This is a genomic window from Pseudomonas sp. PLMAX (genome assembly GCF_046042685.1).
GTDB lineage: Bacteria > Pseudomonadota > Gammaproteobacteria > Pseudomonadales > Pseudomonadaceae > Aquipseudomonas > Aquipseudomonas putida_AE.
This window is the reverse complement of record NZ_CP064949.1, coordinates 5015377-5037009: the sequence shown is the minus strand read 5'-3', so window position 1 is coordinate 5037009 and position 21633 is coordinate 5015377. Positions and strand designations below refer to the sequence as shown.

Sequence of the window (21633 nt, the reverse complement as noted above, 5' to 3'; positions counted from 1 at the left end):
CGGTTTTGTTCTAGTTGGCGCGATGCTCTACGTGCACCGGGTTTTTTTCATCGTCCATTCAGACCATTTTCGGCTTTGCAGGCAAGCCGCCGCGCACGTTGGCAAACCTAGTCTTGTCGGACGATGTTTCGCTCGCGCCCAACGTCAATCATTCAGCCCGTATCCGCTGCCTTGCCAGCGTTTGCCCACGTTGTGGCAAGCCCTGGGACAGCCTGAAAACAATAAGAAGCTGAGGAATTGAAATGAGCGTCTTGTTCGAGCCGATCGCCCTGGGCGAACTGCAATTGGCCAACCGCATCGTCATGGCCCCCATGACCCGCAGCCGTGCCCTTGCCGATGCGATACCCGGCGGCGATATGGTCGAATACTACCGCCAGCGGGCCGGTGCCGGCTTGATCGTGGCTGAAGGCACTGCGCCGTCCGCCAGCGGCCTGGGCTATTGTCGCACCCCGGCCATCTACAGCGACGAGCAGATCGTCGGCTGGCGACGGGTCACCGAGGCGGTGCATGCCGAGGGTGGGCGCATCGTTTTGCAGCTGATGCACGTCGGCCGCGCCGCCAGCCGCCACAACAAGCCGGCCGGGGCGGCCACGGTAGCACCTTCGGCATTGCGTGCACGCACCCAGGTGTTCAGCGACGCTGCCGGGCTGGTGGACACTGACGAGCCACAGGCGCTGACCCTGCAAGGCATCGGCGAGGTCATCGAAGACTATCGCCAGGCCTCATTGAATGCGCGCCTGGCCGGCTTCGACGGCGTTGAACTGCACTGCACCAGCGGTTACCTGCCGATGCAGTTCATGGCCTCCGGCAGCAACCAGCGCAGCGATGTCTATGGCGGTGATGTGAACGGGCGGGTGCGTTTCGCCAAGGACGTGATCGAGGCCATGGCCAGCGCCATCGGCGCCGGCCGTGTCGGTTTTCGCCTGTGCCCCGGCAACCCCTACAACGACATCGACGACCGCGATCCGGCCGAGACGGCGGCCGCCCTGTGCGAAGCCGTGGCACCGTTGGGCCTGGCGTACCTGCACATCATGCGCTCGCCCCTGGCCGAGCTCGATGCCTTCGCCCTGGCGCGCCAGCACAGTCCCCATGCCTTGATCCTCAACGATGGTTTCGACGGCCCTTCGGCCAGTGCCGCTCTCGCGTCGGGCGAGGGGGCTGCCGTGTCGTTTGGTCGTCACTTTATTGCCAACCCTGATCTGGTGGAGCGCTTGCAGCGTGGCCTGCCGCTGTCGGGTTTCAACCGCAAGACCCTGTACACGCCGGGCCCGGCGGGCTACTCGGATTACAGCACCTATCAAGCCAATGCCCAGGAGGTGGCGCAATGAACCTGAATGACTTGAGCCACGGCCTGCCGACACGCGCGGTCCCACGGGAACAGACCCAGGCACTGCTCGACCAGCGCTCGGCCGCCGCCGGGCTGATCAAGCCGGGTGATCACTACACCGTGGCCGACCGCCTGGAACAACGGGGGAGCGAGCAGGGTGAGCGCACGTTTCTGATCTACGGCGAGCAGACCCTGAGCTACGCCGAGGTCGATGCACGGGCCAACCAGATGGCCCACACCTTTTATGCCAATGGCCTGCGCGCCGGCGATGTCTGCGCCCTGGCCATGGAAAACCGCCCGGCGTTCTTCTGCACCTGGTTCGGCCTGGTCAAGCTCGGGGTGGTGGTGGCCTTCATCAATACCCAGGTCAACGGCCGTGCGCTGTTGCATGCGTTGCAAACCACCGACGCCAAGGCGTTGGTGATCGGCGAGGAATGCCTGGTGAATGTGCAGGCCACCGAAGGTTTTCCGGACCTGCCGTGCTGGCTGATTCGCGACGCGGAAAATCCCTGGAGCGGCCCGCTGCCCAGGGGCATCGACGGGCATTTCGCTGCACGCCTGGAGAAAGCCCCGCGCACGCCGTTTCCCCGGGATATCCGCGCGCACATCGAAGCCCAGGCCGCGATGCTGCTGATCTTTACCTCGGGCACTACCGGCTTGCCCAAGGCTGCGCGCTACAGCCACATGCGCTGGATGTCCTCGGGCGATGTGATGGAAGTCACCCTGCAAGCCACCTGCAAGGACGTGTTCTATTGCTGCCTGCCGCTGTACCACGGCGCCGCGGCCACCTCGGTGACCTCTACCGCGCTGCGCGCAGGTGCCGCCATCGTGGTGCGCCGCAAGTTCAGCGTGCGCGAGTTCTGGAAGGATGTGGCGCGACACCAGATCAGCATCTTCCAGTACATCGGCGAGATCTGCCGCTATCTGCTCAATCAGCCGGTTCAGGCGGGCGAGCGCGAACACAGCCTGCGCTGCATGCTCGGCGCCGGGCTGTCGCCGGACTCCTGGCAGCGCTGGCTGGAACGCTTCGGCCCGATCCAGGTGTACGAGGGTTGGGGTGCCACCGAAGCCAATTCGGCACTGATCAACGTCGACAACTATTTCGGTTCCTGCGGACGGGTGCCGGACTGGAACAAGACCAACCTGCGGCTGGTGCGTTACGACATCGAAAACGACTGCCATCCACGGGATGAAAACGGCTTCTATCAAGTCTGCAAAGTGGGTGAGGTTGGCGAGGCCATGGGCTTTATCGTTGATCACCCAGAGATCGGCGGCGGGCGTTTCGAGGGTTACACCTCGGCCGAGGCGACCGAGAGCAAGATCCGCCGCAATGTGTTTCGCGAGGGTGATGCCTACTGGAGTTCCGGCGACCTGGTGCGTGAGGACGCCGACGGTTACTGCTACTTCGTCGACCGCATCGGCGATACCTATCGCTGGAAAAGCGAAAACGTTTCGACCCTGGAAGTGGCCGACGCCCTGGGCGATCTGGCGGGCCTGGAGCTGATCAACATCTATGGCGTCCAGGTGCCGGGCCATGAAGGACGCGCCGGCATGGCCGCCGTGCTGATGCAGGCAGGCCAGGTTTTCGATCCCGCCGCCCTGTACGCCCTCAGTGAAGCGCGCCTGCCGCGTTATGCGGCACCGGTGTTCGTACGGGTCACCCAGGCGGCAGACCTGACGGCCAGCTACAAGCTGCGCAAGGTCGATCTGCAGCGCCAGGGTTACTGCCCGACTCGATGCAGCGATCCGCTGTTCATTCGCGACGAACAGGCCCGCAGCTATGTGCCCTATTCGCCAGAAGCCCTGGCGCGTGCCGGCCTGACCCCCTTCGCGGTGGCCGACCATGGCTGATCTCGACGCCAACGGTCACGAACTGCGCAGCGGCCTGCGGTACCCCTGGCCGCAGGCGCCGGACTCCGGGCAGGTGCGCGAAGTGGCGCCGGGCGTGTGGTGGCTGCGCATGCCGCTGCCGTTTCGCCTGGACCACATCAACCTCTATCTGCTGCGACACACCGATGGCTGGGTGGTGGTGGACACCGGCATGAACACCGCGCAAACCCGTGAGGTCTGGGATCGGGTGCTCAGCGAAGTGTGCGGCGGGCTGCCGGTGCTGGCAGTGGTCTGCACCCACTTTCACTCCGACCATGCCGGGGTCGCCGCCTGGCTCAGCGAACGTTTTCATTGCCCGGTGTACATGACCGCCAGCGAGTTCCACTCATTGCATCTCAAGTTTCCCGCCGATCAGCCACCGGGTTGGGATTTCCTCGATTTCTACCGCAAGGCCGGGGTGACCGACGAGCACAGCAGCGAGATGTTCGCGGTGATGAGCAATGCGCATTTCCTGCCCGCGCCACTCAACCATTACCGCCGTTTGTGCGAGGGCAGCGTCCTGGCTATCGGGGGCCGCACCTGGCAGGTGGTCATCGGTCGCGGCCACTCGCCGGAACATGCCTGCCTGTACGCCGCCGATGACGGCTTGCTGATCTCCGGCGACCAGGTGCTGCCGCGCATTACCTCCACCGTCGGCGTGCATGCCACGGAGCCGTTGGCCAACCCGCTGCGTGACTGGCTCGATTCCATCGAGCACCTGCGCAGTTTGCCCCACAGCGTGCTGGTGCTGCCGGCGCACGAGCGGCCGTTTTTCAATTTGCATGAGCGCCTGGATCAACTGCATGCCCACCACCAAGGGCATCTGGCGCAGGTGCTGGCCAACTGTGACGAGCCGCGCACCGTGCTCGAACTGATGGCCGTGTTGTTTCCCAAGCTGTCGGGTCGTTTCGACGAACTGATGGCGCTGGGCGAAACGTTGGCCCATGCCAACTACCTGGTGGCCGAAGGGTCGCTGGAACGGGAAGAGGACCGGGGGCGATATCGCTATCGGCGTGCTGTAAGGGGAGCGTGCGCTGCTACCCCGCTCAAGGTTTTTTGAGCGGGCAGCACGGCAGCAGTGTTGAACATTCCAGGCAGCCAGCCGGTTGTCATTGAGGAGAGTCAGTGTGATCAACAAGAACAACAATAACTCCACGGTCATCGGTTCGCGTGCGTTTGAGCTCACCAGCCTGGCGGCGGCCATTGCGCTGGTGTCAACACCGGTGTGGGCGGGCGATACGATCGAGTTCGACAATGGCGCGACCATCGACTGGTCGGTGACCACCAGCTACGGCATCGGTGTGCGCACTGGCAGTCAGAGCGATCGCTTGCTGACGGTCAACGCCGACGATGCCAACCGCAACTTCGACAGTGGCAGCCTGACCACCAACCGCGTGGGTGCGCTGGCGGAAATGATCCTGCGCAAGGACAACTACGGCGCCGTGGTGCGCGGCAGTACCTTCTACGACGACGTCTACCACCGCAAGAACGATAACGACTCGCCTGCCACTGTGAACAAGAACGGCGACAACGACGAGTTCACCAGTGACACCCGCTACTACAGTGGCGGCCGCAGCAAACTGCTGGACGTCTATGTGTTCAGCGGCTGGCGCTTTGACAACGACACCATGCTCGACGTCAAGGCCGGGCGGCACATCGAATCCTGGGGCGAGAGTCTGTTCTACCCGGGTGTGAACGGCGTACAAAACCCTTCCGACGCGGTAAAAGCGTCGCAGCCGGGTGTCGAGGTCAAGGAAGTCCTGTTGCCGGTGGGCCAGTTCTCCGGCTCGTTCCGACTGAACCCCCAACTGACCTTCGGTGCCTACGTGCAATACGAATGGAAGGGCACGGAACTGCCGCCGGTGGGCAGCTACCTGTCGGGCAGCGACGTGGTTGGGCCAGGTCGCGAGTTTATCTACGCCAACGGCCAGAAGATCGCCTACCGTGGCACCGACAAGCCGAGTGATGGTGGTCAGTGGGGCGTGCAGATGCGCTACCGCCCGGTACCGGCCCTCGAGCTGTCGCTGTTTCACGTCAACTACCACGACAAGAACCCGGCCACCGCCCTGGTCGGCTACGACCCGCTGCCAGTGGGCGGTGGCCGCAACGCCTTCGTCAGCAATGGTTACGAGATCAAGTATTTCGAAGACATCAAGCTGACCGGTATCAGCGCCTCGACCAAGATTGGCGACACCCAGGTCGGCGCCGAATGGTCGTACCGCGACGGGGCGCCGGTGATGGTCAATACCGGCCTCGGCGCGGTGCCGGCCAAGGGCAAGGGCCAGCAGATGCAGTTGTCGGCGATCCGAATCCTCGGCGATCGCCCGTGGGCCAGCCAGACCAGCCTGACTGCCGAAATCATCCGCGTGCAGGTCGACAGCGTCGAGTCCACTTCGGCGGCGCCCAACCTGCAAGGCGTCAACCTGTTACCTTCCCTGGCACCCCTGGTGGCTCCTTCCGATGACTATACCTACAGCACAGCCGCGGGTTACCGCACCAAGTCTTCAAGTGCCTACACCGTGGGCGCATCGTTCAGTTATCCGGGAGTTTTCCAAGGCTGGGATCTGGAAGTCCCCCTCAGCTTCTCCAACGTCTTCAGCGGCTCCACGCCAATGGCCGGAAGCATCTCCGGCGTCGCCGGCGACCGACGCCTGAGCGCGGGCACGACCTTCAAGTACCTGGGCAACCTGGAACTCGGCTTGAGATACATCGCCTACCTGGGTGAAGCCGATGCGATCGACCGTCCGTTCGCCGACCGCGACTACGCCACGTTCTCGATGAAATACACCTTCTGACCGACCACTCAAGCTCCGCGGCGCTCGATGGCGCCCGGACCTCAAATACAACCTGGAAAAAGCCGCAGCGTAACGCTTCGGCATGGAGGCACTATGGGGCTCAAGGGGCATGCGGCCATTGTTGGCAGCGCACAGTACAAACCGGAGAAGTACTCCACCGCACCCAAGATGTTTCACCTTGAACAAGTCGCCGACCTCGCGGCCCAGGCGCTGCGCGATGCCGGGCTCAAGGCCTCGGACCTCGACGGGCTGGTGATCAACGGCCCGCATTTTCATGAAGCCTCGGTGTTCGTACCAGCTATGGCTGCCGAGTACCTGGGCCTGCGCCTGAACTTCGCCGAAGTGGTGGACCTGGGTGGCTGTACCTCGGTGGGCATGGTCTGGCGCGCCGCCGCCGCCATCGAACTGGGGTTGTGCCAGGCCGTGCTGTGCGTCATCCCCGCGCGCATGGCGCCATTTGGCCCCGACGAGGATCCTGGCTGGATGGCCCGCTCCATGCGCTTTGGTGGGCACAGCACGGCATTCGGTGCACCCGAAGCCGAATTCGACCTGCCATACGGGCACATGGGCCAGAACACCGGCTACGCCATGATCGCCCAGCGTTATGCCGCGCAGTACGACTATGACCAGCGGGCGATGGCCAAGATCGCCGTCGACCAGCGCACCAACGCCCTGGCCAACCCGCAAGCGATGTTCTATGGCCAGCCGTTGACCATTGAGCAGGTGCTGGCCAGCAAAATGGTCGCCGACCCGTTGCACGTCCTGGAAATCGTCATGCCGGTGGCCGGTGGTGCCGCGCTGATTATCACCAGCAAGGAAGTGGCGGCGAGGGCGCGCAAGCGTCCGGCGTTCATTACCGGGTTTGGCGAACACCTGGCATTCAAGTCGCCGTCCTATGCCGAGGACATGCTGCACACGCCCATCGGCCCGGCTTCGCAGCGGGCCTTTGCCATGGCCGGGCTCAAGCCCAAGGACGTCGATGCCGCGCAGATCTACGACTGCTACACCATCACCACGTTGCTCACCCTGGAAGATGCCGGTTTCTGCGGCAAGGGCGAGGGTATGGCGTTCGTGCGCGAACACGACCTGACCTGGCGTGGCGATTTCCCGATGAACACCCATGGCGGGCAGCTCAGTTTCGGCCAGTCGGCCTCCGCCGGTGGCATGAGCCAGGTGATCGAGGCGGTGACGCAGATCGCCGGCACCGCCGGTGAACGCCAACTGGGTCGCTGCGACAGCGTCTACGTCTCCGGCACCGGTGGCGTGATGAGCGAGCAGGGCGCATTGATACTTCAGGGAGCATAAGCACATGTCCAACAACAAACCGATGCCGGTTGCGACGCCGATTTCCGCGCCCTTCTGGGAGGGCCTGAAGGCTCGCCGCCTGCTGATCCAGCAATGCAACGCCTGTGCGCACTGGAACTTCTACCCGCGCCGGCATTGCCCGGTATGCCTGGAGCATGACCTGGCCTGGCGCGAAGTCGACGGCGCCGCAACGCTGTACAGCTACACCGTGACGCGCATCGCCACCTTGCCCGACTTCATCGATGAGATGCCGCAGAAACTGGCGGTGGTCGAACTGGCCGAAGGGGTGCGCATCAACACCAACCTGGTCGGCCTCGACGAAACCGAGATCCGCATCGGCATGCCCTTGCGGCCGGTGTTTGCCGAAGTCGACGCCAAGGGCAATCGCCTGCTGCGCTTTACTGGCGTGGACAAGGAGGCAGCAGCATTTGAGCCCCTGCCTGCGCAGGACAGTGAACCGGAACCTGCGACCTCGCAACAGCCTGTCGCCCGGCAGATTGACCTCAACGATGGCCCGGCCCTGCAAGAGTTGGTCAGCGAGCAGTTCAGTGACTGGAGCAACGTGGTGGTGGTCGACCAGGCACTGATCGACGCCTTCGCCCAATTGTCGGGCGACGATTACTGGATCCATACCGATCCGGAGCGGGCGCGCCTGCAAAGCCCGTTCGGCGGCACCATCGCCCATGGCGCGCTGGTACAGGTGCTGCAGTCGCGGATGAAACTGGCGCTGGGCTTCGAGATCAGCGGTTTCAGCACCCAGATCAACTACGGCTCCGACCGCCTGCGCTTCCCGGCGCCGGTACCGGCCGGCTCGCGCATCCATTCGCGGGCGCGGGTGAAAAAAGTCGAAATCCTCGCCCGTGGTACCCAACTGACCCTGGAGCTCAACATCCATGTGGTGGGCCAGGACCGGCCGTCGGTGATCAACGATTTGGTGATCCTGTACATGGCCTGATTCCCGCCGAAGATCCCCTGTAGGAGCCGGCTTGCCGGCGATGGCATCCGTAGACCAGTCGGCAATGATGCAGGCAGGTATGGCCCCATCGCGAGCAAGCTCGCTCCCACAGTTGTCCTGCGCCGAACACAACATCCCACCCCACGCCATTCCCGCCATTGCATAAGCCATTTGGACGATGTGCCCCCCCTCCCTTGCGCCGACTATTGCCCCAGAGGCAACGCCCATCTCGATTGCCTCGCATGCCCTGGCGCGTGACAAAAACAAGAGGATCGGCCCTATGACTTGCCTTATCCACGCCAACCCCGAGCAGGAGCGTTGCCCATGCGCTCGGTGATCGGCTACGCGGTTTGCCTGGTGGTCGCCTTGACCATTGGCTACACCTTCTCCCCCAAATCCCCACCGCAAGCGGAACTGCTGGCCACGCGCCCGGACCGGGTACAGATCAACGGCCTGCTCAATCTTGGCGCGCGCGTGGTCGCCGTGGGCGAGCGGGGCAGCGTCCTGCTCAGCGATGACCAGGGTGTCAGCTGGCAGCCTGCGAGCGTCGCCACCCAGCGCAACGCCACCCTGACCGCCGTGGTGGCACTGGACGACAAGCGCTTGCTGGCCGTCGGGCATGACGGCTGGATCCTGCGTTCCGAGGATGCCGGCAGCAACTGGCAGGAAATGCGCTACGACAGCGACCTGGGCGAACCGCTGCTGGGTATCTGGACCGGCGGTGGCGACAGCGTCATGGCGTTCGGCAGCTTCGGCAAGTTCTATCAATCGGCTGACGCCGGGAAGACCTGGACGCCGCAATCCCTGGACATCGACAACGCCCACCTCAACAGCATGGCCGGTGGCGACGATGGCCGGCGCATGCTGGTGGGCGAGCAGGGCCTGGTCCTGCGCACCACCGACGCCGGCCAGCACTGGCAGAGCTTGCCGGCGTTCTACAGCGGCTCGCTGTTTGGCATCGTGCGCCTCAGCGCGAACAACTGGGTGACCTATGGCATGCGCGGGCACGTGTTCGTCAGCCACGACTTCGGCGACAGCTGGACCCAGGTCAAGGTCGGCAATCAACTGCCGTTGTATGGCCATGCATTGCTGCCCGACCACTCGGGCCTGGTGATCGTCGGTGCCGGCAGCTCGGTGGTGCGCCTGGATGCACAGGGTGCGCTGGTCGGCGTCGGACGCCTGGCCGGCCTCGGTACGTTGACCTCGGCGACGATGGTCGGCTCGCGGCTGCTGGTCGGTGGCGAGCGCGGCGTATTGCAGGGTTCAAGTGGCAGCGTCGCTGCCCTAGTGGCCACACAGGCCACCCAGTAAATGAGAGGCGGGGCAATGAATCAAGGTAAACACTGGGTGACGCGCTGCGTCGAAACGTGCGCGGACTACCTGATGGCCTGGCGCAAGGGACTGCTGTTGCTATTCGTTCTGGTAACGCTGGGCCTGGGCTACAGCGCCACCCACACGCAACTGGATCCGGGCTTCAACAAACAGATCCCGGTACGTCATGACTTCATGATCAACTTCCTCAAGTTCAGCCATTACTTCACCGGCGCCAACCGCTTCCTGGTGAGCGTACGCTGGAAGGGCGAGGGTGACATTTACAACACCGAGTACCTCGAGACCCTGCGCAAGGTCACCGACGACGTGTTTTTCATCTCCGGGGTCAGCCGCCCCAGTGTGACGTCGCTGTTCACCGCCAACGTGCGCTACATCGAAATCACCGAGGAAGGTTTCTTCGGCGACGTGGTGGTGCCACCGCGCTTCGCCGGCACCCCGGAGGACCTGGCGCAGGTGCGCAGCAACACCGCTGCCTCCGGACAGGTCGGTCGCCTGGTGGCCAACGACCTCAAGTCGGCCATGGTCCGCGCCGACCTGCAGGACATCGACCCCAAGACCGGCCAGCCGGTGTCCTATGTCGAGATCGCCAAGCGCCTGGAAGACATTCGAGCCAAATACAACAGCGCGGATATCGAGATCAACATCGTCGGCTTCGCCAAGCTGGTGGGGGATGTGGTCGAAGGGCTGAACACGGTGATCGGCTTCTTTGTGGTGGCCTTCATCATTACCGGGTTGCTGCTGTGGCTGTATTCGCGCTCCCTGCGCCTGACGGTGGTGGCGCTGGTGGTGGCGTTGCTGCCGGTGGTCTGGTTGCTCGGCCTGTTGCCGCTGCTGGGCCTGGGTATCGATCCGATGTCGATCCTGGTGCCGTTCCTGATCTTCTCCATCGGCGTGTCCCATGCGGTGCAGATGACCAACGCCTGGAAGCAGGACGTGCTGGCCGGCAATACATCGAAGGACGCGGCGCGATCGGCGTTCTGCAAGATCTTCATCCCCGGTTCCCTGGCCTTGCTGATGAACGCCCTGGGCTTCGCGGTGATCATGCTGATCGACATTCCCATCGTTCACGAACTGGGGGTGACGGCCTGCATCGGCGTGATGTTGATGATCATCACCAACAAACTGATGCTGCCGGTGATCATTTCGTACTTGCGCCTGGAACCTGCGCTGTTGCGTCGGGCGAAATCGCGTCCGGCGGGCAGGCACCGCCTGTGGTGGCGCCTGTCGGCGCTGGCCGAACCGGGGCCGGCCCTGGGGGTGTTTGTGGTCAGCCTGTTGCTGCTGGCGGCCGGGGCCTACAAGGCCCGCGACCTGGCGGTGGGCGACATTGGCGCCGGTGCGCCGGAGCTGCGGGCCGATTCGCGCTACAACCAGGACAACGCCAGGATCATCAGCAGCTACTCCATCGGGCTTGATGTGATGTCGGTGTTCGTCCAGGTCAATGGCGTCGAAGAAGGTTGCCTGTCGCCGGATGTGATGCGTGCGGTGGAAGCTTTCGATTTCCGCATGCGCACGGTCACCGGCGTGCAGTCGATCCAGAGTGTGGCGGACATGGGCAAGCGGGTGATCGCCGGCAATAACGAAGGCAACCCGCGCTGGGCGGCGATTCCGGGATCGCCCAGGGGCCTGAGCCAGGGCGCGCGGGCCTATATGCCGGATGACGGACTGGTTACCGACGGTTGCCAGCAGATGCAGATCCTGGTGTTCCTGGCCGATCACGAAGGCAGCACCGTCAGCCATGCGATCGCCGAAGCCAAGCGGATCATTGCCGAAGTCAGCTCGCCGCAAGTCGAATTCCTCCTGGCCGGCGGCAACGTCGGGGTGATGGCGGCCTCCAACGAGGCGGTCAAGCGCGCCGAAGTGATCATGCTCGGCGCATTATTCGGATCGGTGGCATTGTTTTGCTGGCTGACCTTCTTGTCGATCCGCGCGGTGCTGTGCATTCTGGTGCCGCTGGCGATTGTCGCGATCCTGTGCAACGCGCTGATGACAATGCTCGGGATCGGCCTGAAAGTCGCAACCTTGCCGGTGATGGCGTTGGGGGTGGGCGTGGGCGTCGACTACGGCATTTACCTGTACGAACGTATCCAGCACGAGATGCTGCGCGGCGCCAACCTGCGGGAGGCGTTCTACGAGGCCATGTGCCAACGCGGTACTGCGGCGGTGTTCACGGCCGTGACCATGTCGATCGGCGTCTGCACCTGGGCGTTCGCACCGCTGAAGTTTCAGGCCGACATGGGTGTGCTGTTGTCGTTCATGTTCCTGGTCAACGTGCTGGGGGCGATTTTCCTCCTGCCGGCATTGGCCGCCTGGTTCAATCGCGGGCGCCCACTGGTGACTGAACGGGTACACGCGCCTGCGCCGGCACAAGGGCAGTTCCGCCTGAAAAACAGCCCGGCGGCGCGTGATACCGCGAACGAAAAATAAACCTGCCGGACCTATTGTGGAGTCCGCAGGCGCTAGTGAAAACTGGCAGGCAAGTAGCAGTCGAGAGGGGGGAACCCAGGGTTCCCCCGGCCGAAATTATAAAAATAACAAGGGAAGGGCGCAGTCCTTACCCGAGCGAGATAAGACTATGCAGAACGCTGACTTGACCCATGAAGCCCTGGCCAGTCTTGGCCTCGACCTCGTGCGCTACAACCAGTTGGTGGGCGAAATCTACGAAGGCGCCCTCGATCCGAAACTGATGGCCACGGCCCTCAGGAGCTTTCTCAAACTCTACGATGCCAACTTCGTCACCCTGATCCTGCGGGTGCCGGATCAACCCGATGTCGGTGTGATGATCATCGTCGGCGACATCGAAGGTGCCGGCGATGTCTGCTACATGACCTACCCGCAAACCAATTCGCCTTTCTCCAATCAGCCGCTGGACCACGTATTCACCGTGGACGACATCATGAGTTCCTCACAGTGGGAGCAGAACGGCTACTTCAAGACATTCTGCGAGCCCCATGACGTGTACCACCTGATGCTGGCCGACATTTCAACCCCGGACGGGGGCAAGCTGCGCTTTCGCATAACCCGCCCGAAACGGGCTCCCAACTTCTCGGCCCATGACCGGGCAGTGTGCGCCAGTTTCCTGCCACACCTGAGGCGTGCCTCGCAGTTGCATAACCTGCTGGATCGCAGCGAATCGCTGAGTGAGTTGTACTCCCAGGCCATCAGCCGCTTATCGGTGGCGACCCTGGTGCTCGACGAGAGCGGCAGCGTGTTGCAGATCAACCCGGTGGCCCAGGAAATCCTGGCCCGCTCCGACGGCTTGAAACTGGTGGGCGGGCGCCTGGAAGCGACGTATCCCAGCGACAACCGTGAATTGCAGCGCCTGATTCGCGGCGCATTCTGCCCGGACGCGCCGAAAAGCGCCGAGGCCATGTCGGTAACGCGGCCGTCGGGGCTGGTCAACCTTGGCGTGGTGGTCGAATCGATTCCGTCCCTGGACTGGGCCGAGGAGAAGGGCCAGCCGGCGGCGCTGGTGTACATCCGCGATGCCTCGAGCAAATCCCTGGCCAGCGAAGTGGTGACCAAGCAGCTGTTCAACCTGACCAAGGCCGAAACCGCCCTGGCCATGGAGCTGGCCAACGGTTTGTCCCTTGAGGAAGCGGCCGAGGTCCTGAATATCCGCCGTAACACTGCGCGGGCGCACTTGCGCTCGATCTTCTCCAAGACCGGCGTGCGGCGCCAGACCGAACTGGTGCGCATCATGCTCAACAGCGTGGTGGCCTTGGGCAAGCCGCAACTGGCGTTGAAAATGACCGAGAAAATCAAGGTGCCCCCGCTGCAACTGGCCGTGCCGATCTATCGCCAGGCCTGAGCCTGCAGACCCGCCGCCGGGCCATCCTGCCCTGCGGCGCGGTCGTTGACGCCGCTTGATTTTAGTCCGCACGGACGATGCCGTCCCGTGATCGCCCTGTCGATACTGGGCGGACCCATCACGGAGAACCACCATGCCAATTACAGCCATCACCGGCAGTGCCTCGGGAATCGGCGCCGCCGTATCCGCCGCCCTGCGCGCCGCCGGCCACCAGGTCATCGGGATCGATCGCAGCAACGCCGAAGTCATCGCCGACCTGTCCACCGCCCAAGGGCGCGACGCCGCCATCGGGCAAGTGCTTGAACTCAGCGGCGGGGTCCTCGACGGGTTGGTCTGCTGCGCCGGCGTCGGTGTCACCGCGCCAAACTGCGGCCTGATTCTGGCGGTCAATTACTTCGGCGTCAGCCAGTTGCTCGACGGCCTGCAAGGGGCGTTGGCCAAGGGCCAACAACCGGCGGCGCTGGTGATCGGTTCCGTTGCGGCGACCCATTCGGGCCCCGACGGCCAACCGCAGATCGAAGCGATGATCGCTGGCGATGAGGCCCAGGCGCTGGTTTTGGCCAACACCCTCGGCCAGCCTCACGTCGCTTATGCCGCCTCCAAATATGCCATCAGCCAGCATGTGCGCAGCCTGGCGGTGAGCTGGGGAAAGCTGGGCCTGCGATTGAACGTGGTGGCGCCGGGCGCGGTAGAAACCCCGTTGCACCAGGCCTCGCTGGACGATGCCCGATTTGGCCAGGCGACCCGCGATTTCGTCGCGCCCCTGGGCCGCGCTGGGCACCCTGAAGAAATTGCCGCAGTGGTAGCCTTCCTGCAATCGCCCCAGGCATCTTTTGTCCATGGCAGCGTCGTGTTCGTCGACGGCGGCATGGACGCCATGGTCCGCGCCCCGCGCTTCTAAAAAGGAACTTGCATGAACAAGGTGGCATTCATCACCGGCGCCAGCCGTGGCATCGGTCGCGAGGCGGCGCTGGCGTTCGCCCGCGCCGGTTTCGACCTGGCGATCAGCGCCCGTACCCTCAACGAGGGCGAACAACATGAGCATGCTCTGCGCGATGCCGCGGGAGCACCGCTGGCCGGTAGCCTCAACGGCACTGCCCAGACCTTGCGCGAGCTCGGTTGCCGGGTGCTCGTAGTGCCGATGGACCTGCTCGACAGCGATTCGGCGCTGCATGCCTGCCAGGCGGTGCTGGCCGAGTACGGGCGCATCGACGTGCTGATCAACAATGCGATCTACCAGGGCAGCGACCTCAACGCCGAGTTCATGGACCTGCAGGCCCAGACCCTGGAGCGGATGTTCAAGGGCTACATCCTCACCCCGTTCCTGCTGACCCGGGCGGTGGCCGAACACATGGTGACCCGCGGTGGCGGGGTGGTGATCAACGTCACCTCCGGCGCCGGCGAAAGCGACCCACCGGTGGCGGCGGGCAAGGGTGGCTGGGGTTACGCCTATGGCGCGGGCAAGGCGGCGGTGTCGCGGTTGTCCGGGGTATTGAGCACGGAACTGGGCGAGGCTGGCGTGCGCGCCTATACCCTCAATCCGGGCGTGGTGACCACCGAATCGCTCAAGGCCACCATCGGCGACAAGGGGCTGATTGCCTTACGCGCCGGCAGTGCGCCGCCCCATGTACCGGCGGCGGTGATGTTGTGGCTGGCTACAGACAAACAGGCACCGGGGTTTCAGCGGCGGACCATTGCGGCGCAGCCGTTTGCGTTGGAGCACGGCATCGTCGCCGATTGGCGTTGACGAAAGCGGTGTGCCAGTCGCCCTGGAGGGTGACTGGCATGGCCTCTTCGCGAGCAAGCCCGCTCCCACAGGAGGTTTGTGTCGTGCGCCGCGAATCAAATGTGGGAGCGGGCTTGCTCGCGAAAGCGGTGGATCTGCCAGCAGGGTCTTATGCCTGCCGCCGCTGCCGGGCCAGGGTCATGGCGGTGTCCTCGATCATGTCCTCCTGACCGCCGACCATGCCGCGGCGACCCATTTCAACGAGGATCTCCCGGGCCGACACGCCGTACTTCTTCTCGGCGCGCTTGGCGAACAGCAGGAACGAACCGTAGACCCCGGCGTAACCCATGGTCAGGGCATCGCGGTCGCTGCGGATCGGGAAGTCCATGATCGGCACCACCAGGTCTTCGGCCACGTCCTGGATACCGAACACACTGACGCCGGTGTCGATGCCCATGCGGTCACACACCGCCACCAGCACTTCCATCGGCGTGTTGCCGGCACCGGCACCGAGGCCCGCGCAGGCGGCGTCGATGCGGTTGGCCCCGGCGGCAATCGCGGCGATGGAGTTGGACACGCCCATCGACAGATTGTGGTGGCCATGGAAACCGATCTCGGTTTCCGGCTTGAGGGCCGCGCGCATCGCCGCCACCCGGGCGCTGACGTCGTGGGGCAGCAGGTAACCCGCCGAGTCGGTCAGGTAGATGCAGTTGGCGCCGTAGCTTTCCATCAGCAAGCCCTGCTTTACCAGGCCTTCAGGGCTGTTCATGTGGGCCATCATCAGGAAGCCGACAGTGTCCATGCCCAGGCCGCGGGCGTGGGAAATGTGCTGCTCGCTGACGTCAGCCTCGGTGCAATGGGTGGCCACGCGAATGGTGTTGACCCCCAATTCATGGGCCATTTTCAGGTGATCGACGGTGCCGATCCCCGGCAGCAGCAGGGCAGAGACCTTGGCCTTTTTCATCAGCGGGATCACCGCCGACAGATACTCCTCGTCGGTGTGGGCCGGGAAACCGTAGTTCACCGAACTGCCGCCCAGGCCGTCGCCGTGGGTGACTTCGATCAGCGGAACGCCGGCATCGTCGAGGCCGCAGGCGATGTCTTTCATCTGTTGCAGGCTGATCTGGTGGCGCTTGGGGTGCATGCCGTCGCGCAGGCACATGTCGTGAACGGTGATGCTTTTGCCGCGAAGATCCATGGTCGGCTCCTTATGCGTGGGCGGGTTGGGCGGTGGCTTGCAACACCAGCTCGCCCTTGAGGATTTCCTCGGCGAACATCTCGGCGGTGCGCGCGGCGGCGGCGGTCATGATGTCGAGGTTGCCGGCGTACTTGGGCAGGTAGTCACCCAGGCCTTCGACCTCCATGAAGATCGACACCCGGTTGCCGTCGAACACCGGGCCGTTGACCAACTTGTAGCCGGGCACGTAGCGCTGCACTTGCTCGATCATGGCCTCGATGGCGGCGGTGATCGCCGGCTGGTCGGGTTCGCTCTCGGTCAGGCAATGCACGGTGTCGCGCATGATCAGCGGCGGCTCGGCGGGGTTGATGATGATGATCGCCTTGCCTTTCTTCGCGCCGCCGACTTTCTCCACGGCGCTTGAGGTGGTGCGGGTGAACTCGTCGATGTTTTTCCGGGTGCCGGGGCCGACCGATTTCGACGCGGCGGTGGCGATGATCTCGGCGTACTCCACCGGCTGCACGCTGGACACCGCGGCCACCAAAGGAATGGTGGCCTGGCCACCGCAAGTGACCATGTTGACGTTCATCACGCCCAGGCCCAGTTGCGCCTTGAGGTTGACCGGTGGCACGCAGTACGGGCCGATGGCTGCCGGGGTCAGGTCAATCATCAACACGCCCAGGGCATTGAGCTTGCGCGAGTTCTGCGCGTGCACGTAGGCCGAGGTGGCATCGAAGGCGATCTGGATCTGGTCTTCGAGGACATGGGGCAGCAGGCCGTCGACGCCGTCGGCGGTGGTCTTCAGGCCCAGCTCGCGGGCCCGTGCCAGGCCTTCGGAGGTGGCGTCGATGCCGACCATCCACACCGGCTCCAGCACCTCGCTGCGCATCAGCTTGTACAACAGGTCGGTGCCGATGTTGCCCGGCCCGATCAGCGCGCATTTGATCTTCTTGCTCATGTTTTTCTGGCTCCTGGAAAGGGAAGGGCGATCACGGGACAAAGCGCAGGCTGGCTTCGCCGAGCCCGGTCATGGACAGGCTGATATGGTCGCCGGCGACCACAGGTACCAGCGGCGCCAGGGCACCGGACAGAATGATTTCGCCACGGCGGAACGGGATGCCCAGCTCGCCCAGGGTATTGGCCAGCCAGGCCACTGCCGCGCAGGGATGACCCTGCACCGCCGAGCCCAGGCCGGAACCCGCCGGTTGGCCGTTCTTGCTCATTTGCATGTGCACGGCAGCGAGGTCCAGCGAGCGCGGGTCGATGTGCTGGCTGCCGAGGGCGAACACGCCGCAGGAGGCGTTGTCGGCGACGGTGTCCTGAATGCGGATCTGCCAGTCGTCGATCCGCGAATCGACGATCTCGAAGCACGGCACGACCCATTGGCTGGCGGCCAGCACGTCTTCGGCGCTGATGCCCGGGCCTTGCAGGTCTTCACCGAGGATGAAGGCGATTTCGCCTTCGGCCCGCGGCTGGATCAGGTTGTAGAGGGCCAGGCTGACATCGCAGCCGTCCTCGACCTGCATGGCGTTGGTGAGGAAGCCGAAATCAGGTTGGTGGACATCGAGCATTTCCTGCACGGCGCGGCTGGTGACCCCGATTTTCTTGCCGATCACTTGCTCGCCGAGGGCTTCGCGGCGTTGCAGGAAGTGCAGGGAAATCCGGTAGGCCTGCTCCAGGGTGATCTGCGGATAACGGCGGGTCAGGGGGGCCAGCGTCTGCCGGCTGCGCAGGGCGTTGAACAGTTCGTCACCGAGCGCGTTGATCAAATGGGCGTCCATGGCGAGGGCTCCAGTGGGGTGGGAGAAAAAAAAGGCCCGCCCCGACATCATCAGGGGCGAGCCCAAAGGAGTGGTTCAGCCGGGCCACACCGACGAGTCGGCACCGCCATCGACATCGATGATCTTGCCGGTCACCCAGGCCGAAGCGGGGCTGGCCAGGTACAGCGCGGCGGCGGCGATGTCCTGCGGGGTGCCCAGGCATTTGAGCGGGGTGTTGGCTTCCATGGCCTCGCGCATGGCGGTGGGCATCACGCCGTTCAGTGCTTCGGTGAGGGTCGGGCCGGGGGCGACGGCGTTGACGCGGATCTGCGGCGCGAAGTCCTGGGCCAGCAAGCGGGTCAAGTGGCTGAGGGCCGCCTTGGCTGTACCGTAGGCGCTGAAATGGCGTTGGGCATAACGCGCCGCCACCGAGCTGATATTGATGATGTTGCCGCCACCGGCCTCGCGCATCAGCGGCACGCACAACTGGCAGAAGTCGTAGCTGGTGGTCACGTTGAAATTCAGCACCTGGGCGAACTGCTCAGGGGGCATTGCCAGCGGATCGTTGGGACCGCCGCCGCCTGCGTTGTTGACCAGATGCGTGATGCGGCCCATTTGCTCGACGCTGTGGCGCACCAGTGCCTGGCGTTGCCCGGCATCGTTGACGTCACAGGCGATGGCCAGCGCGCGCCGGCCCAGGCCGCGAACCTCCTCGGCCACGGCCTCTACCTCGTCCAGCGAACGCGCCGAGCACACCACATCGGCGCCGGCTTCGGCATACGCCAGGGCAATCGCCCGCCCGATACCCCGGCCGCTGCCGGTGACGATGGCGACGCTGCCGTGCATCTGGAAACGCTGCAAAATACTCATGGGCCCTTGCTCCGTGGGGTCGATTGTCGATGGATTGAATATCGCCGCAACGGCCGTGGCCAGCATCGTCTCAATGGACTAGCGGGCGGTGTGTGCATATCCATTCCTGCGGTAACGGCCACCCAGGGTTTCGCCCTTTGTAGGAGCGAGCTTGCTCGCGATGGAGGTCAACGATGACGCGGGCAGCCTGACACCCCGCGGTGTTCTCAGGTTTTTCGCGAGCAAGCTCGCTCCTACAAGTGACCCGCCGTCAGGGCGCAACCATGAGCCGTCGTTACCGAAGAAACGGATATACCCGCCAAACCCCGATACCCAACCCCACCCCTAGTCCGCTTTGACGATGAAGGATTACCCGCTCAATCCGATGATCCGTCTCAACTCGCGCAGTGGCGCAGTGAGATCGGGAGAATTGAGTGATGCACAGCATGCGAGAAAAGACCCAGGACGAACGTGATCTGCTGGAACGTGCACGCAGCCTGGTGCCGGCACTCAAGGCGCGCACGGCGCAGGCCGACAAGGACTTGAAGGTGCCGGTGGAGAGCGTCCTCGAGTTGCAGTCCGCCGGCTTGTTGCGGGCCTTGCAGCCAAGGGCGTTCGGCGGTTATGAAGTGGATCCGCGGACCTTCTTCGAAATCCAGACCATCCTCGCCGAGGGTTGCATGTCCACGGCGTGGATCTACGGCGTGATGGGGGTTCACCCCTGGCAACTGGCGCGTTACCCGATCGAAGCGCAGCGCGAAGTCTGGGCCGATGACCACAATGCGCTGATCTGCTCGACCTACATGCCGGCGGCCAAGGTCACGGTGGTTGAAGGTGGTTACCGCATCAGCGGGCGCTGGGGTTTCTCCAGCGGCAGCGAACACTGCCAATGGGTGTTCCTGGGGGGCATCCTGCCGCCCGATGGCGACATGCCCGCCGAGCACGGCACCTTCCTGCTGCCGCTCAGCGACTATCAGATCGAACGCAACTGGGACGTGCTGGGCCTGCGCGGCACCGGCAGCCATGACATCGTGGTCGAGGATGTATTCGTCCCGGCCCATCGCGTGCAACGCACCAACAACTGCACCCTCGAAGCGACTCCCGGGCGTCTGGTCAACACCAATCCGATCTACGCGATTCCGTTCGCCCAGGTGTTCTCCCGCGCCGTCTCGACCTCGGCCCTCGGTGCCCTGCAGGGCGCGATCAACGAGTTCCGAGACAACGCCGCCAAACACATCGGCAAGCACGGCGCCCGGACCGCTGACGATCCGGTGGCGCAAACCGCCGTGGCCGAAGCGATGATCACCGTCGACAGCCTGCGCCTGGTGCTCGAGCGCAACTATGACCACCTGATGAGTCTGGCACGTGCCGGCGAGTACCCGGACACCGAGACCCGCCTGCTGTATCGCTACCAGTCGGCCTATGTGACCAACATCTGCGCCGAACGGGCCAACGACCTGCTGCGCAGCATGGCCGCCTCCGGCCTGTACAACACAAACCCGGTGGCGCGGCTGTTCCGCGACCTGCACCAGGCCCGCGGGCACATCGCCAACAACTACATGGCCTACGGGCGCAGCTACGGCGCGGTGCTGCTCGGCCTGCCCAACCCGGACCCTTACGTCTGAGGCCATGGCGAGCGTTTCGACACCCCTGGTTTACACCTGTCCGTGCTGCACGGCCAGGTGGTCATGAGTAGCTGACCTATGAACAATTATCTTGCCCTGCGCGTGGCCCGCGTGATCGAGGAAACCGCCGATGCGCGTTCCCTGGTGTTCGACGTGCCGGAGCACCTGGGCGAACGTTTTCGCTATCAACCAGGCCAGTTCCTGACCTTGCGCGTGCCTTTCGAGGACGGCTGGCTGCCCCGTTGTTATTCATTGTCCAGCACGCCGTTGCTGGATGAGCCGTTGCGGGTAACGGTCAAGCGCGTGCACGAGGGCCGCGCCTCGAACTGGCTGTGCGGCGAGTTGCAGGCCGGCCAGACCCTGGAGGTGCTGCCACCGGCCGGGGTGTTCGTGCCGCGCAGTCTCGACGGCGACTTGCTGCTGTTTGGCGGCGGCAGTGGCGTGACCCCGGTGCTGTCGATCCTGCGTTCGGCGTTGCTCGCCGGAACTGGTCGGGTGCTGCTGATCTATGCCAACCGCGATGAGTCCTCGGTGATTTTCAAGGACGAACTCCGCCAGCTGGCCAGCGCTCATCCGCAACGCCTGCAGATCGTCCATTGGCTCGATTCGGTGCAGGGCATCCCGAGCGTCGGGCAACTGGCGGAGCTGGCGCGGCCGTTCATCGATGCCCAGGCATTCATCTGTGGCCCTGGCCCGTTCATGGACGCGGCGGTCAGCGCGCTCAAGGGCCTGGGCATGCCGGATCGCCGGGTGCACGTCGAGCGCTTCGTCTCGCTGCCCGGTGAAGGCGAGCTGCCGCTGGCGACCAGCAGCGAAGCGGCCGTGGCCGCGCAATTGGCGGTGCGCCTGGACGGAGAAGACCACCAACTGGCCTGCGACAGCGGCGAGACCGTGCTGGCCGCCATGGAGCGTGCCGGCCTCAACCCGCCCAGCGCCTGCCGAGTCGGTGGCTGCGCCTCGTGCATGTGCACCCTGGTAAGCGGCGAGGTCGAGCTGCTGCACAACGATGCACTGGACGCGGGCGACCTGGCCGAAGGCTGGATCCTGGCCTGCCAGGCGGTGCCCACCAGCGCGCAACTGCGTATCCGCTTTCCCGATTGAT

17 protein-coding genes are annotated in these 21633 nt (G+C 64.3%); 13 read left to right on the top strand and 4 right to left on the bottom strand.

All coding sequences use genetic code 11. The annotated features are described in order from the left end of the window. Positions 1-242: 242 nt before the first annotated feature. From DKB71_RS22850 to DKB71_RS22800, 11 genes are all read left to right on the top strand, one after another. Entirely contained in the window at positions 243-1328 is a 1086-nt protein-coding gene (locus tag DKB71_RS22850; protein WP_408597596.1) for an alkene reductase, read from the top strand. After that, positions 1325-3178 carry a long-chain-acyl-CoA synthetase gene (locus DKB71_RS22845; RefSeq protein WP_408597594.1) on the top strand — a complete coding sequence of 618 codons (1854 nt, stop codon included), beginning with the start codon at positions 1325-1327 and terminating at the stop codon, positions 3176-3178. The genes DKB71_RS22850 and DKB71_RS22845 overlap by 4 nt, the downstream gene beginning before the upstream one ends. Further along, positions 3171-4256, top strand: a complete 1086-nt coding sequence (locus DKB71_RS22840; protein ID WP_408597592.1) for an MBL fold metallo-hydrolase — start codon at positions 3171-3173, stop codon at positions 4254-4256. The genes DKB71_RS22845 and DKB71_RS22840 overlap by 8 nt, the downstream gene beginning before the upstream one ends. Positions 4257-4323: 67 nt before the next feature. Continuing rightward, positions 4324-5991: a DUF1302 domain-containing protein gene (locus tag DKB71_RS22835; protein ID WP_274074667.1), complete on the top strand. Its 1668-nt coding sequence runs from the start codon at positions 4324-4326 to the stop codon at positions 5989-5991. A gap of 93 nt (positions 5992-6084) precedes the next feature. Continuing rightward, positions 6085-7296: a thiolase family protein gene (locus DKB71_RS22830; RefSeq protein WP_274074668.1), complete on the top strand. Its 1212-nt coding sequence runs from the start codon at positions 6085-6087 to the stop codon at positions 7294-7296. Between the two features lie 4 nt (positions 7297-7300). Continuing rightward, positions 7301-8251 carry an OB-fold domain-containing protein gene (locus DKB71_RS22825; protein ID WP_274074669.1) on the top strand — a complete coding sequence of 317 codons (951 nt, stop codon included), beginning with the start codon at positions 7301-7303 and terminating at the stop codon, positions 8249-8251. Positions 8252-8575: 324 nt separating this feature from the next. Continuing rightward, positions 8576-9562: a WD40/YVTN/BNR-like repeat-containing protein gene (locus DKB71_RS22820; RefSeq protein WP_408597589.1), complete on the top strand. Its 987-nt coding sequence runs from the start codon at positions 8576-8578 to the stop codon at positions 9560-9562. 15 nt (positions 9563-9577) lie between these two features. Then, a complete protein-coding gene (locus DKB71_RS22815) occupies positions 9578-12010 on the top strand; it encodes an efflux RND transporter permease subunit (RefSeq protein ID WP_408597587.1) in 2433 nt (810 codons plus the stop codon). Positions 12011-12158: 148 nt separating this feature from the next. Continuing rightward, positions 12159-13394, top strand: a complete 1236-nt coding sequence (locus DKB71_RS22810) for a helix-turn-helix transcriptional regulator (protein ID WP_274074672.1) — start codon at positions 12159-12161, stop codon at positions 13392-13394. Positions 13395-13527: 133 nt separating this feature from the next. Continuing rightward, complete coding sequence (locus tag DKB71_RS22805) at positions 13528-14295, top strand: SDR family oxidoreductase (protein WP_274074673.1); 768 nt, start codon at positions 13528-13530, stop codon at positions 14293-14295. Between the two features lie 12 nt (positions 14296-14307). Continuing rightward, on the top strand, positions 14308-15141 hold the full coding sequence (locus tag DKB71_RS22800) for an SDR family NAD(P)-dependent oxidoreductase (protein ID WP_408597584.1): 834 nt from the start codon (positions 14308-14310) through the stop codon (positions 15139-15141). Between the two features lie 148 nt (positions 15142-15289). On the opposite strand, the gene dmpG is transcribed toward DKB71_RS22800, so the two are convergent. The 4 genes from dmpG to DKB71_RS22780 form a co-directional block, all read right to left on the bottom strand. Further along, on the bottom strand, positions 15290-16318 hold the full coding sequence (gene dmpG, locus DKB71_RS22795) for a 4-hydroxy-2-oxovalerate aldolase (RefSeq protein WP_408597582.1): 1029 nt from the start codon (positions 16316-16318) through the stop codon (positions 15290-15292). Between the two features lie 10 nt (positions 16319-16328). Then, complete coding sequence (locus DKB71_RS22790; RefSeq protein ID WP_077185967.1) at positions 16329-17255, bottom strand: acetaldehyde dehydrogenase (acetylating); 927 nt, start codon at positions 17253-17255, stop codon at positions 16329-16331. 31 nt (positions 17256-17286) lie between these two features. Continuing rightward, entirely contained in the window at positions 17287-18078 is a 792-nt protein-coding gene (locus DKB71_RS22785; protein ID WP_408597579.1) for a fumarylacetoacetate hydrolase family protein, read from the bottom strand. Positions 18079-18153: 75 nt separating this feature from the next. Continuing rightward, a complete protein-coding gene (locus tag DKB71_RS22780; protein ID WP_408597577.1) occupies positions 18154-18927 on the bottom strand; it encodes a glucose 1-dehydrogenase in 774 nt (257 codons plus the stop codon). A 416-nt stretch (positions 18928-19343) separates the two neighbouring features. On the opposite strand from DKB71_RS22780, the gene DKB71_RS22775 reads away from it, so the two are divergent. After that, complete coding sequence (locus DKB71_RS22775) at positions 19344-20531, top strand: acyl-CoA dehydrogenase family protein (RefSeq protein ID WP_408597575.1); 1188 nt, start codon at positions 19344-19346, stop codon at positions 20529-20531. Between the two features lie 78 nt (positions 20532-20609). Continuing rightward, positions 20610-21632: a ferredoxin--NADP reductase gene (locus DKB71_RS22770; RefSeq protein WP_274074680.1), complete on the top strand. Its 1023-nt coding sequence runs from the start codon at positions 20610-20612 to the stop codon at positions 21630-21632. Position 21633: the final 1 nt, after the last annotated feature.

Excerpts from the sequence above, each read along its gene's own strand:
- DKB71_RS22775 (WP_408597575.1), top strand. The coding sequence starts at position 19,344 with ATGCACAGCATGCGAGAAAAGACCCAGGACGAACGTGATCTGCTGGAA.
- DKB71_RS22780 (WP_408597577.1), bottom strand. The coding sequence starts at position 18,927 with ATGAGTATTTTGCAGCGTTTCCAGATGCACGGCAGCGTCGCCATCGTC.
- DKB71_RS22800 (WP_408597584.1), top strand. The coding sequence starts at position 14,308 with ATGAACAAGGTGGCATTCATCACCGGCGCCAGCCGTGGCATCGGTCGC.
- DKB71_RS22810 (WP_274074672.1), top strand. The coding sequence starts at position 12,159 with ATGCAGAACGCTGACTTGACCCATGAAGCCCTGGCCAGTCTTGGCCTC.
- DKB71_RS22805 (WP_274074673.1), top strand. The coding sequence starts at position 13,528 with ATGCCAATTACAGCCATCACCGGCAGTGCCTCGGGAATCGGCGCCGCC.
- dmpG (WP_408597582.1), bottom strand. The coding sequence starts at position 16,318 with ATGGATCTTCGCGGCAAAAGCATCACCGTTCACGACATGTGCCTGCGC.
- DKB71_RS22790 (WP_077185967.1), bottom strand. The coding sequence starts at position 17,255 with ATGAGCAAGAAGATCAAATGCGCGCTGATCGGGCCGGGCAACATCGGC.
- DKB71_RS22845 (WP_408597594.1), top strand. The coding sequence starts at position 1,325 with ATGAACCTGAATGACTTGAGCCACGGCCTGCCGACACGCGCGGTCCCA.
- DKB71_RS22785 (WP_408597579.1), bottom strand. The coding sequence starts at position 18,078 with ATGGACGCCCATTTGATCAACGCGCTCGGTGACGAACTGTTCAACGCC.
- DKB71_RS22825 (WP_274074669.1), top strand. The coding sequence starts at position 7,301 with ATGTCCAACAACAAACCGATGCCGGTTGCGACGCCGATTTCCGCGCCC.
- DKB71_RS22770 (WP_274074680.1), top strand. The coding sequence starts at position 20,610 with ATGAACAATTATCTTGCCCTGCGCGTGGCCCGCGTGATCGAGGAAACC.
- DKB71_RS22815 (WP_408597587.1), top strand. The coding sequence starts at position 9,578 with ATGAATCAAGGTAAACACTGGGTGACGCGCTGCGTCGAAACGTGCGCG.
- DKB71_RS22850 (WP_408597596.1), top strand. The coding sequence starts at position 243 with ATGAGCGTCTTGTTCGAGCCGATCGCCCTGGGCGAACTGCAATTGGCC.
- DKB71_RS22840 (WP_408597592.1), top strand. The coding sequence starts at position 3,171 with ATGGCTGATCTCGACGCCAACGGTCACGAACTGCGCAGCGGCCTGCGG.
- DKB71_RS22820 (WP_408597589.1), top strand. The coding sequence starts at position 8,576 with ATGCGCTCGGTGATCGGCTACGCGGTTTGCCTGGTGGTCGCCTTGACC.
- DKB71_RS22830 (WP_274074668.1), top strand. The coding sequence starts at position 6,085 with ATGGGGCTCAAGGGGCATGCGGCCATTGTTGGCAGCGCACAGTACAAA.